Genomic DNA, 14,814 nt, shown 5'->3' with positions numbered 1-14,814 from the left:
AGTTAAGATGAATGTAAATAAAATCGAGGAGAGCGATATGTTAACTGTAATTTTTGGCCGTGAAGGCTGCCCTTATTGTGTACGTGCTAAAGATGTTGCTGAAAAACTAGCAAATGAACGTGATGATTTTAAATACCGTTATGTTGATATTATTAAAGAAGGCGTTAGTAAAGCCGATTTAGAACAATCAGCAGGTAAGCCTTGCCCAACCGTGCCACAAATCTTTATTGACCAAGCACACATCGGTGGTTTCACTGAGTTTGAAGCTTACGCTAAAGAGAATCTTGGACTTTATCAATAAGTTCTGTATAAAATTTGTTAATCAATTTGATTTACCCACAATCAAATTGATTAAATTATGACCAACATCAACTACATACAAATTAGTTTCAATTTATACAAGCATTTGCCTCGTAAATCCTATACAATGCGCGCCTCTTTAAATTCGTTGAGGCGTATTAATGTCAGAACCAGTCACGTTTGAATCTCTAAATCTTTCTCCTGCAATTTTGAAGGCAGTTGAAGAGTTGGGTTACAAGACACCATCTGAAATCCAAGCTCAATGTATACCGTTATTGCTAGAAAGAAAGGACGTACTGGGACTAGCTCAAACGGGTACAGGTAAAACCGCAGCATTTGCACTGCCATTACTTAATAATATTGACCCGTCTGTGAAGCAGCCGCAGATCCTTGTACTCACACCAACCCGTGAGCTTGCGATCCAAGTAGCTGAGGCATTCGAACAATATGCTAAACATGTTCGTGGTATTGAAGTATTGGCACTTTATGGTGGCCAGAGCTACAGTATCCAACTAAGTGCACTTCGTCGTGGCGCGCAAGTTATTGTCGCTACTCCAGGTCGCTTAATCGATCATATTAACCGTGGCACTATCAAGTTTGACAGCTTACAAGCTCTTGTACTTGATGAAGCCGATGAAATGTTACGTATGGGCTTTATCGATGATGTTGAAAACATCATGGAAAAAACGCCGCGCGAAAAGCAAACATGTCTTTTCTCTGCGACCATGCCGAAGCAAATTCAAAACATCAGCAGCAAATATATGAATAACCCTGAACAGGTTCATATATCTGCGCGTAACTCAACGGTATCATCTGTTGAGCAAGTGTTTTGGAATGCCAGCGTACACAAGAATAAAGCGATTGTTCGCTTTTTAGAAGCTGAACAATATGAAGGCGCGATTGTTTTCGTACGTACACGTAACGATACAGTACAACTTGCTGAATTATTAGAGCGCGAAGGTTTCTCTGCAGCTCCACTTAACGGTGACATGAACCAGCAAGCACGTGAACGCACAGTAGAACGCTTAAAAAGTGGCATGCTAAACGTTGTTATCGCAACAGACGTTGCAGCGCGTGGTCTAGATGTTGACCGTTTAAGCCTTGTTATCAACTACGATATCCCACAAGATTCTGAAGCTTATGTTCACCGTATTGGCCGTACAGGTCGTGCTGGTCGTACTGGTAAAGCGATTCTTTTCGTAAAACATAACGAACGTTATTTACTTAAAAATATCATTCGTCATACGAATTCAGATATTGTACAAGTTGAACTACCAACTGCAAAAGTTGTTGAAGAAAAACGTATCGAAGCGTTACAAGCTAAATTAGCTATTGCGCTTGAAAATAAAGATATTACTTTCTTTAATGAAGTAGCAGCTAATATGGCGCAAAAGCTTGAACTTGCTCCTGAAGACCTAGCAGGTGCGTTACTGTGTTTAGCACAGCAACAATCACCAATTAAGGTTGAAGAAGTTAAGATCCAACAACGTGAGCGTAGCGAACGTAATGACCGTAACCCACGTGAGCGTAATGATCGTGGTGACCGTGGTCGTCGTAATGAACGCAGCGAACGCCCTGCACGTGACCGTGATGCTAAACCACGTGAACGTAATAGCCGTGATGCAGGCCCTATGGATACTTACCGTATCGAAGTAGGTCGTGAACATGGTGTTCAAGTTAAGAACATTGTTGGCGCTATCGCTAACGAAGCTGACATCTCAAGCAAATTTATTGGTGATATTCGTTTACACGACAATCACAGTACGGTTCAATTACCGCAAAACATGCCTAAAGATGTACTTGATCATTTCCAAAAAGTGTTTATTTGTAAACGTCCAATGGGCTTAACATTAACACAAGATCAAGGTCCTGCTGAACCACGTGCTGAACGCTCTGAGCGTCCATCAGGTGACAAAAAACGCAGCTTTAACAAAGATGACAGTGCACGCGGTGATAAGCGTAGCGGTCCTCGTAAAGAACGTCGCCCAGTAAGCTTCACAGCTAAATAAGCAACGACTCTTTAATAAAAAAACCTTGCCACGAAAGTGACAAGGTTTTTTTGTGTTTGGAATAAAGTAAATATTCGTGAGGGGAAGATTTTGTGAAGTCACAATATTCGTTGATAGCAATTGCATTGAATGAATGAGTATTTGAATTCGCTAAAATAATCATGTTTTTAATAAAATTGGCATAAATAACGCTCTAACATCTATTTTTGCTTCTAATCGAGCCGCAATCAAATATAAACCAGCAAGTTTACGGTGAATAAATAATGCATCCACTGGTGGTGTATGCCATTGCTGTGCTTGTGCACTAAGTTGCAACCCAGCATCTTTAATATTTGCTGCCAGTTGACTATTTTTAAAATCAAAATCACCATCGTGACGCAGTGGCTCACACGCCATTAAAAATAGCTCTATAACATTATCTTTATAACTGTCACGCAATGTATCTTTAAAATAACCAATCTGAGTGGCCGCATTTAATACCCCATCACGATTATTCTCACTGCCTGCTTTAAATAAAGCTAGATAAGCTTGGCTCAACTGAGGCGAAATCTCACGGGTTGCCCCAAAATCAAATAAAACGATTTTTTGTGTGGCTGGTTGATAATGAAAATTAGCAAAGTTTGGATCTGTTTGTATCAGTCTAAATTCAAACATTTCTTTAAAAAATAACGCAATAAGTTGCTGTGCCACAAAGCTTTGCTCTGCTTTGGGTAGATCGGTAATTCCCTCTATAGGCTGAGCCTCAATATACTGCATCGTTAATATTTGTTTAGTACTGTGCTCTTTATAGACGTTAGGAACAATAAAGTGTCGGTTATTTGCCAATGCATTTTTATAACGTAATAAATACTGCGCTTCACGATGATAATCAGCTTCCGCTAATAATTGTATTTTAGCCTCTGCGACGAGTGGCTTGATATCAAGATCTTTAGGTAATAAACGAGACAGTGTAAGCAGCGATATAACATTATCAACATCACTGACCACACTTTTTGCGATCCCCGGGTATTGAATTTTTACAGCTAATTGCTCGCCGTTTTCATGGTAGGCCAAATGCACTTGACCAATAGAAGCGGCAGCAAATGGCCTAAGCTCAATATGTGAAAAACGCGATAACCAGTCATCTCCCCACTGCTCTTTTAATACAGTAATGAGTTGTTTATGTGGCATGGGGTTAGCGTCTGATCGAAGTAATGCAAGTAATTGAGCAAGCTCTGGACTGAGTAGATCCCCAGCATCCATTGACAGTAGCTGCCCTAATTTCATTGCCGCACCGCGTAAGTGTGATAGTTCTGTCGCTAGATTTTTTATGTTTTTAGGCTGCAGTAATAAGCTTTTATTATCCCAACCCTTTCCTGAAAGAGTACTTTTGGCTCCCTCAAATAACATATTACTCGCGACACTGGTTGCTAATGAGCCTAACTTTGCAAAGCGTGAAAATCGAGATGTAGGAACAGCGCGTTCATTGGCCATACTAAAACCTAGTTAACGAATATATTTACCGGTTTATACGTACCAAGCTGGGTATACGATCGAATTGACAACTGGCTGGATAAAACTAACCACAAAAAAACCTCGCCATTATAATGACGAGGTTTTTACACATAAATATTTAGCCGTGATTTATTAAGGCGCGACTGCTGGGTACACGTAACTTGCGTCTAATCCAAGCGGGATACCCAGTGCCCAGTAACCGAGTAAAAATAAGCTCCAGCCAATCATAAAAGCGATTGAATATGGCAGCATCATCGCGATAAGCGTGCCAATGCCCGTGCCTTTGACGTATTTTTGGCAGTACACCACAACTAATGGGAAATACGGCATTAAAGGAGTGATGATGTTTGAACTAGAATCGCCCACGCGATAAGCCGCTTGAGTTAAATCTGGCGAGATACCTAACTGCATTAACATAGGCACAAACACCGGGCCCAGTAGCGCCCACTTTGCTGAACTTGAGCCAACAAACAAGTTTACAAAACCAGTTAAAAAGATGATACCGACAACAGTCACCGCACTTGGTAACTGCATGGCTTTTAACAGCTGTGCGCCTTCAATTGCCAGCAGAGCTCCCAAGTTTGATTTACTAAATGCAGCAATAAACAAGGCACAAAAGAACGCCATTACAATATAATACGCCATGCCGCCCATTGCTTTACTCATGGCATCTATCATATCTTTAGAGCTTTTAAAGGTGCCAACGGTAAAACCATACACTGCACCAGGTATCCAAAACAGTAGGAAAATTAGCGGTACGATAGATTGCATTAAAGGCGAGCGAAAATTAGTTAAAGAGCCATCTTCGCTTCGCATTGCAGAGTCCGCAGGGGCTGACACATAAGCTAATAACGCAAGACCTGCAATCATCACTGTACTTGCAATAAAAAACGCGCGTTTTTCGTCGCTACGGGCATCTTCAAATGCAGGTAAATCTTCTTTATTACCATCTAATTCGGTATTTTTTAACCGTGGTTCAATGATTTTATCGGTGATGTACCAGCCTAATAAAATAATGAATAAACTTGAAGCCGAGGTAAACGCCCAGTTATTTAATGGGTTAATCGACATCGCGGGGTTAATAATTTGCGCCGCACTTTGGGTAAAGCTTTGCAATAGTGGATCAATCCCCGACGGAATAAAGTTTGCACCAAAGCCACCACTGACTCCCGCAAATGCCGCCGCAATACCCGCCAATGGATGGCGCCCTGCTGCATAAAATATAACACCAGCTAACGGAATGACTAACACATAACCTGCATCGGTTGCTGTATGGCTGACGATGGCGACTAAAATAATTGACGGTGTTAAAAGTTTTTTAGGTGTCACCTTTAACATTAACTTAAGGCCAGTATTAATAAAGCCAGAATGTTCAGCAACCCCTACACCCAGCATGGCCACTAACACCACACCTAACGGTGCAAAACCGGTAAAAGTTTTTACCATTGATGATAAAAAGGTCGCCAACGAATCACTCGCCAACATATTATTAATAATAATGGCTTCACCGGTACGAGGGTCGATAGCGTCAAAAGTAACACCTGAGAACCACCACGACAGTAGCCAAATTAGTAACATGGCAAACAAAAAGATGATTGCCGGATCAGGCAGTTTATTTCCTACCCGCTCAACAAAATTTAAAAATCGCGCAACTATGCCCGAGGGCATTGCCGCATCTTTATTATTATTCATTTCACTTGTTCCCTAGAGTTTAGTCAGTGGTACTTTAGCGTATCTAGGGAATGAGGTAAATTTTAAGTGAACAGAAAATACATTTTATAGGAACTAAATAGGCTCAATGCACAAAAAAACGGCACTATTGCCGTTTTTTTAAATAACTTTTTATTTAGTCTTTTAAGCGAGTGCTTTTACTTCTTCCCATAATCTTACTACTAGGGCTTTATCTTCTTCGTTAAGCTCACCATTGCGATACGCTTTCACTAAACTTTTTTCAACGGTTTCATTGAGCTCATCTATTTCAAGATTAAGCTCTTCAACTTGCGCATAGCCTACTGCTAAATCAAAATGGCCTCGTAAATAACCACCGGCAAATAACTCATCATCAGTGGCTTTGATCACTAAGTCATCAAAATACTGTTGGGCTGCGTCAATATAATTTACTAAACTCACTTCTACTTCTCCTGATTTTGCAGGGTCTTCTACCAATCAATCTTGATGGCCTACTGCATACATAATATGGTCGTTAAATCCGCAGGTTACACGAATATAACCGCTTAATTCATCATCCAGCTCACTATCGCCTGTATCGCAAATGAGCGGGCGGCCGTTTAAAGCCTGTAATTTAGTTTTGGTAGCCACCACAATAATATTATCCAGCCCTATCGCGCGAATAAGTGCTGGGCTTAACTGTTGATTGCCACGGCCAAAAATATGGCCTTGGCCACCAATTAGCGTGATCACTAATTTAGTGTCGCGCTGATGGGTCATCGCTAATAATTGTTCAGCTGTAAGATCTTGCGCAATTAAGCTTTGATCTGCAACTAAATCAACACCTAATAAGGTATTTTCAAGTCCCATTTCTTGCATAATAGCTGCAACTGTTGAGCCACTGCCCATTACATATAACGTATCTTCATCCATTTCACTGACGACATAGCCGGCAATATCAGCAAGTACCAGCTCGTCGGTTTCTTTACCGCCATTTTTTACCGCTTGTACATAACGTACTTCACTGGGTACTTGCATTTCACCATAACGTTTTGCTTTAACTGTGCCTTGACGAAACGCATCTTCGTCAATATCCATCACATCGGCATCGCCTAAGGTAACTAGTTCACCTTTGACCAGCATTTCGACTACCCGCCCTGCGGCCTTTGGCGTGATTGCATAAACCCCTGAATGAATTTTACAGCCTGCAGGAATGCCAAGTGCCGGTACGCTATCTTCAACCGCATGACAAATATTGCGCGCAGTGCCATCGCCACCAGCAAATAAAATTAAATCAACACCTAGCTGTTGCAATACCTTGGCTGCACGCTCAGTATCATCTGCACTACTGGGGTGCTCGCTTTGATACACAACTTCGGTATTAAAACCAAGATCTGTAGCGGTGCTTTCACCCATTGAGTGATTAACAGTATAAATTGTTATTTTATCTTGATAAGGCAATAACACCTCAAGCGCTGCTTTAGTGCGTAAATTAGCTTTTGGCTCAGCGCCAAGCGCCAGAGCTTTAGCCGCAACACCATCACTACCTTTGAGCGCCACACTGCCACCTAAACCAGCAACTGGGTTTACAATTAGTCCTAACTTAAACTGCATTACTTAACTCCTGAGGATGTTGCCATACAAACTGCCCGGCATTCAATGGCCATGGCGTATTGTAAAATTCGCTTAATGCTTTTAAAAGTGCAGTAGTCCGAGGATTAAAGCCTATTTTTAGGAACTGTAAAAGTTGCTTGTGTACTCGCGCCTGAAAATCAAAACGACAGGTTTGCTCACCATTTAAATTATCAACCGAAACATTAAACTCAAAACCTGTAGCAACACTCAACGCCCACTCGATTGCTTGCGGTTTTACTTCAACGGCTTCAAATTCTGCTTGCTGAGCTTTATCACGGCCATCTGGGCAATACCAATAACCGTAATCTTCGAGTAAACGACGTTTATCACCCGCCACCAGCCAATGAGCTATTTCGTGCAGTGCACTGGCATAAAAACCATGGGCAAACACAATTTGATGATACGGCGTTTTAACATCAGCGGGAATATAAATAGGCTCATGCTCACCTTTGACCAAGCGTGTATTATGGCTTTGGTAAAAAGTGCGTTCAAAAATAGATGTTAAATCGGCTATTTGATGCATAAAAGTCTGATTAATTCGCCTCGGTAAAATGCAACAAATGCACATTAAAATCGAGGCGAATTGTACGGGCTTTTAGCAAGAATGTAAAAGTTGATAACGACTAAGCAGCCATGCGTTATTGTCTTGTCTTTACTTTGCAAATTTAGCTAAGCCAAAAATATGTATTCGCTGCAATCTAGCTGCTTTTATTTACTGTTCAAGTAATAACCCTTATCCTCTTTACACTTACTATCCGAATTTAAGAATAAAATTATAAACCCATGTTCAAATTACTTTTTATAAAACCACCGAAGCTTTTAGTTGTTACTTTAATTACGCTGATAATTATCCCCCTGCCCTCATTTGCAAAAAGTGTCAGCATCAATGTGTTTGCAATCCCTTCCAAGTCAATCATTAACTTAGTTGAGCAAACTAGTGATGCATTAAAAAAAGAAGGGATCATGAGTTTTTATGAAAAAGGTAAGCCAGTGCACGCTACTTTGTATTTAACTGACTTTGTTGAAGGCTCAGAAGAAGACATTAAACGTGCTGTAAAAAGTATCACCGAGCAACATCAAGAATTTGCTATAACAGCGCAAGGCTTTACTGTCACGCAAAGTAATTGGGCATTTATTAACTTACAGTATTCGCCTAAGCTGCAAAGGCTAGCAGATGAAGTAACAATGGCGATTGAGCCATTACGCGATACAAATGCCACAATCCCTAGCTGGGTTAAAAACTACCCCAACAAATTAACGGCATTTGAGCGCTATGGTAGCCCCAATGTATTTCAGAACTTTCAGCCGCATTTAACATTATTAGCTAACGAGAAAAGCCCTAAGCTCGTTATTTTAAATAAACAAATGCAAGCCCACCCGCCTGAAGCGCAGGGTAAAATAATCGGCATTGGGATTGGCATTTCAGACCCGTTTGGCCAACAGAAACAAGTGATTGCAGAATACTTTTTTAATAACGATAAAAACTAACTTATTTTTATCGTTATTGTTTTACTAAGTAGCGTTTCAGTAGACGGGTATTGCGGGTATTTGCTTTAAAGTAAGCGTCAAAAATATCACCGACAAGCGGAATTAGGCCACCAAAAAAATCAATCAACATATTTATTACGATACGTAATTTTATACGCTTACTAACTCCTAAGCGCTGGGCTTCAAATAGAATATAGCTAGATAAAATTAGCCCAGCTAGATCTCCAATACCAGGCAGAATACCGATCAGTGCCTCTACGCCAAACTTAAACCGAGTAAAAGGAATGCCAATACTGCTGTCGGTAAAGCGACTAAACCTTTCTAGCCGCTTTAATGTATCTTGGTGTGATAGCTTAATCTGTTCCATACGTCCTCATAACCTTATCGCTTGGCAAGTTACTTTAAGTAACATCAACCCCTGCTTCATCGCAAGCAACAATATCAGTTTCTTTTAGCGCTTCGGTGATCCACTGTTGTAATGTAGGGCAACTTAAAACATGCTGACAATAATGCTCCGCCAAAGCTGAAAGTGAAATTTGGTAGGTTTTTAACCTAAGTACTACAGGCGCATACATAGCATCTGCGATACTAAACTCACCAAACAACCACGCATTTGGGTAACTACGTTGTTGCTGGCTGAATATTTCATCAATGCGGCTAATGTCTTTTTTAGCCGCCGCAGATAACTCAATTAGGCGAGTTGCACGAATATTCATTGGCATTTCATTACGCAGCGCCATAAAGCCGGTATGCATTTCAGCGCTTAAACTGCGGGCTGTCGCTCGCTGCGCAGTATCAATAGGCCAAGCTGTATTTGATAAATAAGCATCATTGATGTATTCACAAATTGCCAATGAATCCCATACCTGCAAGTCGCCATCGACTAAGGCGGGTACTTTCTGTACTGCAAAACCGTTTTTAAGCGTTTCATAAAACTCAGGGGTGTCTAATACGAGTTGTTTCTCAGTAAAAATAACATTGAATTTACTCATTAAATACCATGCTCTAAGCGACCATGTCGAATAGTTTTTATTACCGATAAATAATTGCATTTGCGTTCCTTAGTAGTGTTTAATATCCCTAATATAAAGCAGTAGTAAATTAATTACTTACCAATAGTTTTTATACAATACATAAGTAAAATTGATAGATGAGTTAAATATGGATTTAGACGCCCTACGTACTTTTTGCGCTTTTGTTGAAACGGGCAGCTTTACTCGCGCTGCTCAACAAGTATGCCGCACCCAATCGGCAGTGAGCATGCAAATGAAAAAGCTCGAACAAGAGCTGGGTAATCCATTATTTATCAAACAAGGCAGGCAGCTTGTACTATCGTCAAGTGGCGTTCACTTAGCCAGCTACGCAAAACAATTATTAGCACTGCATGATGAAGCCTATAAACAACTTAAAACCGGTGGTGGGCAAACTCGCGTGCTTAGCATGTCCTGACGATTATGCAGGCACAGTATTACCTAAAGTTGTGGCTTTATTACATAAACATATACCGCAACTTGATTTACAAATCAGTTGCGCGCCGACCAACCAGCTCAAAACACAGCTAGATCAAGGCTTGCTAGACATGGTGATTGCGACGCGCTCGCCCAGCTCTGAAGAAGGTTATTTTTTAGAATCAAGCAAAGGTGTGTGGGTTAAAAGTGCCGAATTTAACTATCAATCCGCTATGACCCTGCCAGTTGCAATATTTCAACGAGATTGTAAATTTCATCAAGCGGCTATTGAAGGGTTACTAAAGGCTGAACGCCCATTTAACATTGTTGCTTGCTGCGGCTCGCTCAGTGCGCTCACAGCATTAGTAAAAGCCAATCTAGCCGTTGGTGTGATGGCTGAGGTAAGTAACACTCAGGAGCTGGTGACGGTTACTGACTCAACTCTGCCGCCCTTGCCCGTTATTGATATCGTACTATTACACGCAAACCACGCTCATAACCCGATAAAACGAGAGTTAGTAAAGCTAATAGCAGCAGATTATGCACTTACCTTGTGAATCTTGGGTTTTAAAGACTATCGCAGCCTTACTAAGGTGCGTTTTCGCTTTGGCTCAGTAAGATATAAAAGTTGCGTATTATCGTGTGAAGCATTAATTAACATATTACCTTTCTCGTTCGCGATATGGCGTATTTCTGAGTGAGCGCTTTGTAAATCAAACATATTAAGCTCATAACCATCTTCTTGCTCTAAGGTAATACTCAACGTTTGCTCATCGACCGCCAGACCAATAATATCACTATCATCTGCGTGCCATACTTGAGCAAAATTGCCATCTTGATCGAGTCGAAATACCTGTTTGTTATTTGAAAAATAAATCTGATCGTGTTTGTCTAAAGCCATTGCATAACAAGCCAGCCGCTCTCCTTGGCCAGTGAATGGCGATAAACTTAATGTTTGCATGTCTAATTTTGCTGGGTGAAATGTAACGCCATCGTCAGCGCGATATGAAACCAAGATCGCATCTTCATTATAAAACTTCTCTCTGAGATAAAACGAATGATGATGGTGGGCTATTTCTTGATAATCGCCACTTTTTAAATCAATTCGAAACAGTTTATCTTTGCTTGCGGTGATCACTTCTTCGCCATTTTTTGACCAAACAACCCCAAACAGTTCTTCATTATTAGGGTTTGCAAAAATCAGCGTTTGTTTACCTTGCTCATATAAAAATAGCTGTTTTAAACCAAAACGATGGGATTCAAAGACAAACTTAGTTGAATCAGGTGAGAATACCGGCAAAAAATCAACCGACGAGGTATCGACGAGCTTTTCATACTGCTGAGGTGTTGCACTAGTTGCACGCAAAATATCAACATCAATATTTACAAGCTCCATCAATATCTCCTCACCAGATGGCGTGAATGCAGCATCTCGAATAACTTGATAATTATTAAATTCGATATCAGTTGAGTTGCCCTGACGATCAATAAGTAATAGATTATTTGTGTTGCTTATCAGCAAGTATTCACCACTTGGGTGCCAACTAAGCCCCTGAATACCATCTTCAATAACGGCAATTGTTTTACTACTATTATCCGTTAAATTCAGTATTTCAATACGGTAGTTATTTTGTCCTGCTTCATAACCAAGCGCTAGTTGCGTTTGATCTGGCGACAACGCATGTAACTTTAACCAGTCTTGACCCATTGAGGCTTTGATTACCTGTTTTTGTTTAGTTTCTATATTGACGGTCGAAAGCTGCGTATCATTTTTATGTTTTCGTCGCTCAATAAAATAAACCTGATTGTTATTAGTCCATTGCAATTGCTGGCTGGTAACTAAATATTCTTTAAATTCCAGTACGTTGGCGTAATTTAAACTCGTTAGAGTTACCATGTCTAAATTAAAATACGCTAATTGGCTAACATCATTTTGTTTTTCTATAAAAGCCAATGCGCGATTATCCGGACTCCAGCCTAGACTATAGTAGGTCGATGGGTGCTGGGATAATTGTACCTCTTTACCTGTCGTTAATTCTTTTAGCCAGATATGCTGATTATCATTGTCACCGCGAACAAATGCTAAATAATTGCCGTTATTAGATTGCGATTGAGAGGATTCATTGGCTTCATTTGATGTTACAGGCACCAACGCAGAGAAATCAGTTTTAACAACCTGCGTTGCAAATGCGCACCAACCACCAACCAAACATACAATTGTCACGGCAATAAAAGCCAACAACGGCCACTTTACACAGTGAGAACGTGTTTGTTCGTTAAGCTCAAGGCAATAACCCCGTTTCGGGTGGGTAATGATGAATTGTGGATTTTTAGAATCTTCATTTAATGCTTTCCTAAGCAGTGCAATATTGCGTTGCACATTACTTGGGCTAAACACTGAATTAGGCCACACAGCTGCAAAAATTTCTTCCTGGCTTACCACATTGCCCCTATGAGAGTACAAAAATTGGAGCACATCCATAACCTTAGGTTCGACAATTTGTACGCCTTCAGCTGAGGAAATTTTACCACGGCTAACATCGACGTCAAAATTCCCGATTCGAAACCTACCCACTTACAACTCCAATAAATTCATACAAATCATAGATTAAGATTTTCTTAAGATAAACTCAAGGGTTATTACATTGCCGCATTAATTAGTTCAGTTAATGGTTAGGCACCATTTACTAAGTAATAAAAAAGATGCAACGGATATTATCGACATTCATTATTTTTGTGAGCGCGTTTCTACTCTTTCAAATTCAACCTATCTTATCTAAAGAGCTACTACCCGAGTTTGGCGGTGGCGCTTCGGTTTGGTCAACCAGCCTATTTTTTTATCAAAGCATGCTGTTACTCGGCTATTTATATGCTCATTTGTTAAGCCGTTATCAGCTCAAACGACAATTATTTATACACACATTGTTAGTGGCTGTATCGAGCATCATTACTTTTAACACAATGGAAGTCAGTCTATTTTTATCACTAACACCAGCGTGGTCAGTGATTGCTAAATTGTTTTTACAGGTTGGCTTAGTCTTTATGTTACTAAGTGCCACCAGCGTACTATTGCAGCGCTGGTATATTGAATCGACCGCTATGACTGTACCTTATCAATGGTATTCGCTTTCGAATCTGGGTTCACTACTTGCTTTGCTGAGTTACCCATTTATTTTTGAAGTTTTATTTTCAATCGATGAGCAAAAGAGCTATTGGACAGTGGGGTTATTTGCATACTGTATACTGTTATTGTGCCTAATTTATGTATTATTTAGTAATGGCAGTATCGCTGATAAAGCTATTACTAAGTCAAAAACGACTTTGCTCGTCAAACCTAATTGGCTGTGGATTGCGTTCTCAGCAACCAGTTCAATGATGTTGATCGCGACAACTCAGATGATCAGCATCAACATCCCGCCTATGCCTCTGATATGGGCTTTACCATTGGTAATATATTTGCTGACCTTCAGTTATGCGTTTGCATCCGCAAAAAGCTATAATCGCGCCCATTGGACGTACTTATTAATATTTAGCGCATTCGCAGGGCTGATGATGTTTTTCCTTGGCAGCCAATTTAATGCTTTAGCTCAACTGGTGATCTACAGCTTTATTTTATTCATTGTTTGTATGATCTGTCATGGTGAACTTCGAAAACTCGCGCCAGATGGCTCACTGCTTACTGTATTTTATTTATATATCGCTTTAGGAGGAGTGATCGGCAGTTTACTCAGTGCCTTAGTCGCACCGCTACTGTTTGAACAAATAACAGAATTCATTGTGGCGTTAGCTGTAGCGCTTTCATTATTTATATACACGCTACTCACCCAGACGACGAAAACGTCCTCTTGCTATAAAATAGCTTTACTGGCTACGCTGGTTATTTGGGGCACAGGATATAGCTATCTTTTTGTTAATTTTAATCAATACAACTTAGCGTCTGAGAGAAATTTTTACGGTTATGTCACTGTCAAAGACATTACAACGTCTGATCTTGCTGAACGACGCCTAATCGATGGCACAACGATTCATGGCTCACAGCCACTTAATAAACAAACTGAACTCACAAACAGCTATTACCATCACCATACTGGTATCGCTAAATCATTGTCAGCATTAAAAAAGCAACAAGATTTAAATATAGGTATTATTGGTTTAGGTGCTGGAGTTTTAGCAAAGTTTGGCGATAAGTTCGATAAAATCCGCTTTTATGAACTTAACCCTGCGGTTTATAACATGGCCATGAATTATTTTTCATATTTAACAGATAGTCCTGCACGCATTGATGTGGCTATTGGCGATGGCAGAATCACCTTAACTGAAGAGCAAAAAAATAATGCACCGTTAATGAATGCGTTAATTATTGATGCTTTTTCAAGTGATGTTATTCCTACCCATTTACTGACTGAGGAAGCTTTTCAGTTATATTGGCAGCGACTAACAAAAGGCGGCTTATTAATTATCCATATATCCAATAATCATATTGATTTGATGCCAGTGCTCCAAGCTCACAGTAAGCGCTTCGATAAATCTCTGATCAAATTTAACTATAGCGGTACGCAGTTAGGCTCACAATGGGTCGTAATGACGAATAACCAAGCATTTTTAAATTCGATAACCATGACAGACTTATCACCGATAACACCTTATTCAACAGTACATTTGGCGCAATGGACAGATCAAAAACACAGCCTGATCCCGCTCCTGAAACTTTGATGTCTATCTTAAAATAACCACAACAAAAAAGCGCGATTAACATCGCGCTTTTAAATAAT

At 40.2% G+C, this 14,814-nt stretch carries 14 protein-coding genes; 6 read left to right on the top strand and 8 right to left on the bottom strand.

Annotation, left to right across the window (positions count from 1 at the left end):
* Positions 1–37: 37 nt before the first annotated feature.
* Positions 38–301: a GrxA family glutaredoxin gene (locus H5201_RS09180; protein WP_149983014.1), complete on the top strand. Its 264-nt coding sequence runs from the start codon at positions 38–40 to the stop codon at positions 299–301.
* 160 nt (positions 302–461) lie between these two features.
* A complete protein-coding gene (locus H5201_RS09175) occupies positions 462–2,309 on the top strand; it encodes a DEAD/DEAH box helicase (RefSeq protein ID WP_145240410.1) in 1,848 nt (615 codons plus the stop codon).
* 159 nt (positions 2,310–2,468) lie between these two features.
* Here H5201_RS09175 and H5201_RS09170 read toward each other — a convergent pair whose 3' ends face one another.
* The 5 genes from H5201_RS09170 to H5201_RS09150 form a co-directional block, all read right to left on the bottom strand.
* Complete coding sequence (locus H5201_RS09170) at positions 2,469–3,782, bottom strand: AarF/ABC1/UbiB kinase family protein (RefSeq protein WP_149983015.1); 1,314 nt, start codon at positions 3,780–3,782, stop codon at positions 2,469–2,471.
* Between the two features lie 153 nt (positions 3,783–3,935).
* Positions 3,936–5,495 carry an AbgT family transporter gene (locus tag H5201_RS09165; protein ID WP_182784352.1) on the bottom strand — a complete coding sequence of 520 codons (1,560 nt, stop codon included), beginning with the start codon at positions 5,493–5,495 and terminating at the stop codon, positions 3,936–3,938.
* 162 nt (positions 5,496–5,657) lie between these two features.
* Positions 5,658–5,933, bottom strand: coding sequence for a YfcL family protein (locus tag H5201_RS09160; RefSeq protein ID WP_145240403.1), 276 nt, complete (start codon positions 5,931–5,933; stop codon positions 5,658–5,660).
* 36 nt (positions 5,934–5,969) lie between these two features.
* Positions 5,970–7,085, bottom strand: coding sequence for an ATP-NAD kinase family protein (locus H5201_RS09155; protein ID WP_182767917.1), 1,116 nt, complete (start codon positions 7,083–7,085; stop codon positions 5,970–5,972).
* Entirely contained in the window at positions 7,075–7,629 is a 555-nt protein-coding gene (locus tag H5201_RS09150) for an elongation factor P hydroxylase (RefSeq protein WP_182784350.1), read from the bottom strand. Before H5201_RS09150 ends, H5201_RS09155 begins: the two co-directional genes overlap by 11 nt.
* A 260-nt stretch (positions 7,630–7,889) precedes the next feature.
* Here H5201_RS09150 and H5201_RS09145 point away from each other — a divergent pair, with 260 nt between their 5' ends.
* Complete coding sequence (locus tag H5201_RS09145; RefSeq protein ID WP_182784348.1) at positions 7,890–8,594, top strand: DUF1045 domain-containing protein; 705 nt, start codon at positions 7,890–7,892, stop codon at positions 8,592–8,594.
* A 13-nt stretch (positions 8,595–8,607) separates the two neighbouring features.
* Here the strand turns inward: H5201_RS09145 and H5201_RS09140 are convergent, their stop codons facing one another.
* Together H5201_RS09140 and H5201_RS09135 are read right to left on the bottom strand one after the other, a co-directional pair.
* Entirely contained in the window at positions 8,608–8,961 is a 354-nt protein-coding gene (locus tag H5201_RS09140) for a DUF4112 domain-containing protein (RefSeq protein WP_145240395.1), read from the bottom strand.
* Positions 8,962–8,995: 34 nt separating this feature from the next.
* Complete coding sequence (locus H5201_RS09135; RefSeq protein WP_182740104.1) at positions 8,996–9,646, bottom strand: glutathione S-transferase family protein; 651 nt, start codon at positions 9,644–9,646, stop codon at positions 8,996–8,998.
* A 109-nt stretch (positions 9,647–9,755) separates the two neighbouring features.
* Here H5201_RS09135 and H5201_RS23145 point away from each other — a divergent pair, with 109 nt between their 5' ends.
* Both H5201_RS23145 and H5201_RS09130 read left to right on the top strand, forming a co-directional pair.
* Complete coding sequence (locus tag H5201_RS23145) at positions 9,756–10,043, top strand: LysR family transcriptional regulator (protein WP_259399675.1); 288 nt, start codon at positions 9,756–9,758, stop codon at positions 10,041–10,043.
* Entirely contained in the window at positions 9,979–10,599 is a 621-nt protein-coding gene (locus H5201_RS09130) for a LysR substrate-binding domain-containing protein (protein WP_259399674.1), read from the top strand. The genes H5201_RS23145 and H5201_RS09130 overlap by 65 nt, the downstream gene beginning before the upstream one ends.
* Positions 10,600–10,616: 17 nt before the next feature.
* Here H5201_RS09130 and H5201_RS09125 read toward each other — a convergent pair whose 3' ends face one another.
* Positions 10,617–12,617: a winged helix-turn-helix domain-containing protein gene (locus H5201_RS09125; RefSeq protein WP_182784346.1), complete on the bottom strand. Its 2,001-nt coding sequence runs from the start codon at positions 12,615–12,617 to the stop codon at positions 10,617–10,619.
* 128 nt (positions 12,618–12,745) lie between these two features.
* Here H5201_RS09125 and H5201_RS09120 point away from each other — a divergent pair, with 128 nt between their 5' ends.
* Positions 12,746–14,755: a fused MFS/spermidine synthase gene (locus H5201_RS09120; RefSeq protein WP_182784344.1), complete on the top strand. Its 2,010-nt coding sequence runs from the start codon at positions 12,746–12,748 to the stop codon at positions 14,753–14,755.
* Positions 14,756–14,814 lie beyond the last annotated feature (59 nt).

This window comes from Pseudoalteromonas sp. SG43-6 (assembly GCF_014164365.1).
In the GTDB taxonomy this organism is placed as follows: domain Bacteria; phylum Pseudomonadota; class Gammaproteobacteria; order Enterobacterales; family Alteromonadaceae; genus Pseudoalteromonas; species Pseudoalteromonas rhizosphaerae.
Note: the sequence above shows the minus strand (reverse complement) of the source record. Positions and strands in the feature narration are given on the sequence as shown.

Excerpts from the sequence above, each read along its gene's own strand:
- H5201_RS09180 (WP_149983014.1), top strand. The coding sequence starts at position 38 with ATGTTAACTGTAATTTTTGGCCGTGAAGGCTGCCCTTATTGTGTACGT.
- H5201_RS09170 (WP_149983015.1), bottom strand. The coding sequence starts at position 3,782 with ATGGCCAATGAACGCGCTGTTCCTACATCTCGATTTTCACGCTTTGCA.
- H5201_RS09135 (WP_182740104.1), bottom strand. The coding sequence starts at position 9,646 with ATGCAATTATTTATCGGTAATAAAAACTATTCGACATGGTCGCTTAGA.
- H5201_RS09130 (WP_259399674.1), top strand. The coding sequence starts at position 9,979 with ATGATGAAGCCTATAAACAACTTAAAACCGGTGGTGGGCAAACTCGCG.
- H5201_RS23145 (WP_259399675.1), top strand. The coding sequence starts at position 9,756 with ATGGATTTAGACGCCCTACGTACTTTTTGCGCTTTTGTTGAAACGGGC.
- H5201_RS09155 (WP_182767917.1), bottom strand. The coding sequence starts at position 7,085 with ATGCAGTTTAAGTTAGGACTAATTGTAAACCCAGTTGCTGGTTTAGGT.
- H5201_RS09175 (WP_145240410.1), top strand. The coding sequence starts at position 462 with ATGTCAGAACCAGTCACGTTTGAATCTCTAAATCTTTCTCCTGCAATT.
- H5201_RS09145 (WP_182784348.1), top strand. The coding sequence starts at position 7,890 with ATGTTCAAATTACTTTTTATAAAACCACCGAAGCTTTTAGTTGTTACT.
- H5201_RS09150 (WP_182784350.1), bottom strand. The coding sequence starts at position 7,629 with ATGCATCAAATAGCCGATTTAACATCTATTTTTGAACGCACTTTTTAC.
- H5201_RS09140 (WP_145240395.1), bottom strand. The coding sequence starts at position 8,961 with ATGGAACAGATTAAGCTATCACACCAAGATACATTAAAGCGGCTAGAA.
- H5201_RS09120 (WP_182784344.1), top strand. The coding sequence starts at position 12,746 with ATGCAACGGATATTATCGACATTCATTATTTTTGTGAGCGCGTTTCTA.
- H5201_RS09165 (WP_182784352.1), bottom strand. The coding sequence starts at position 5,495 with ATGAATAATAATAAAGATGCGGCAATGCCCTCGGGCATAGTTGCGCGA.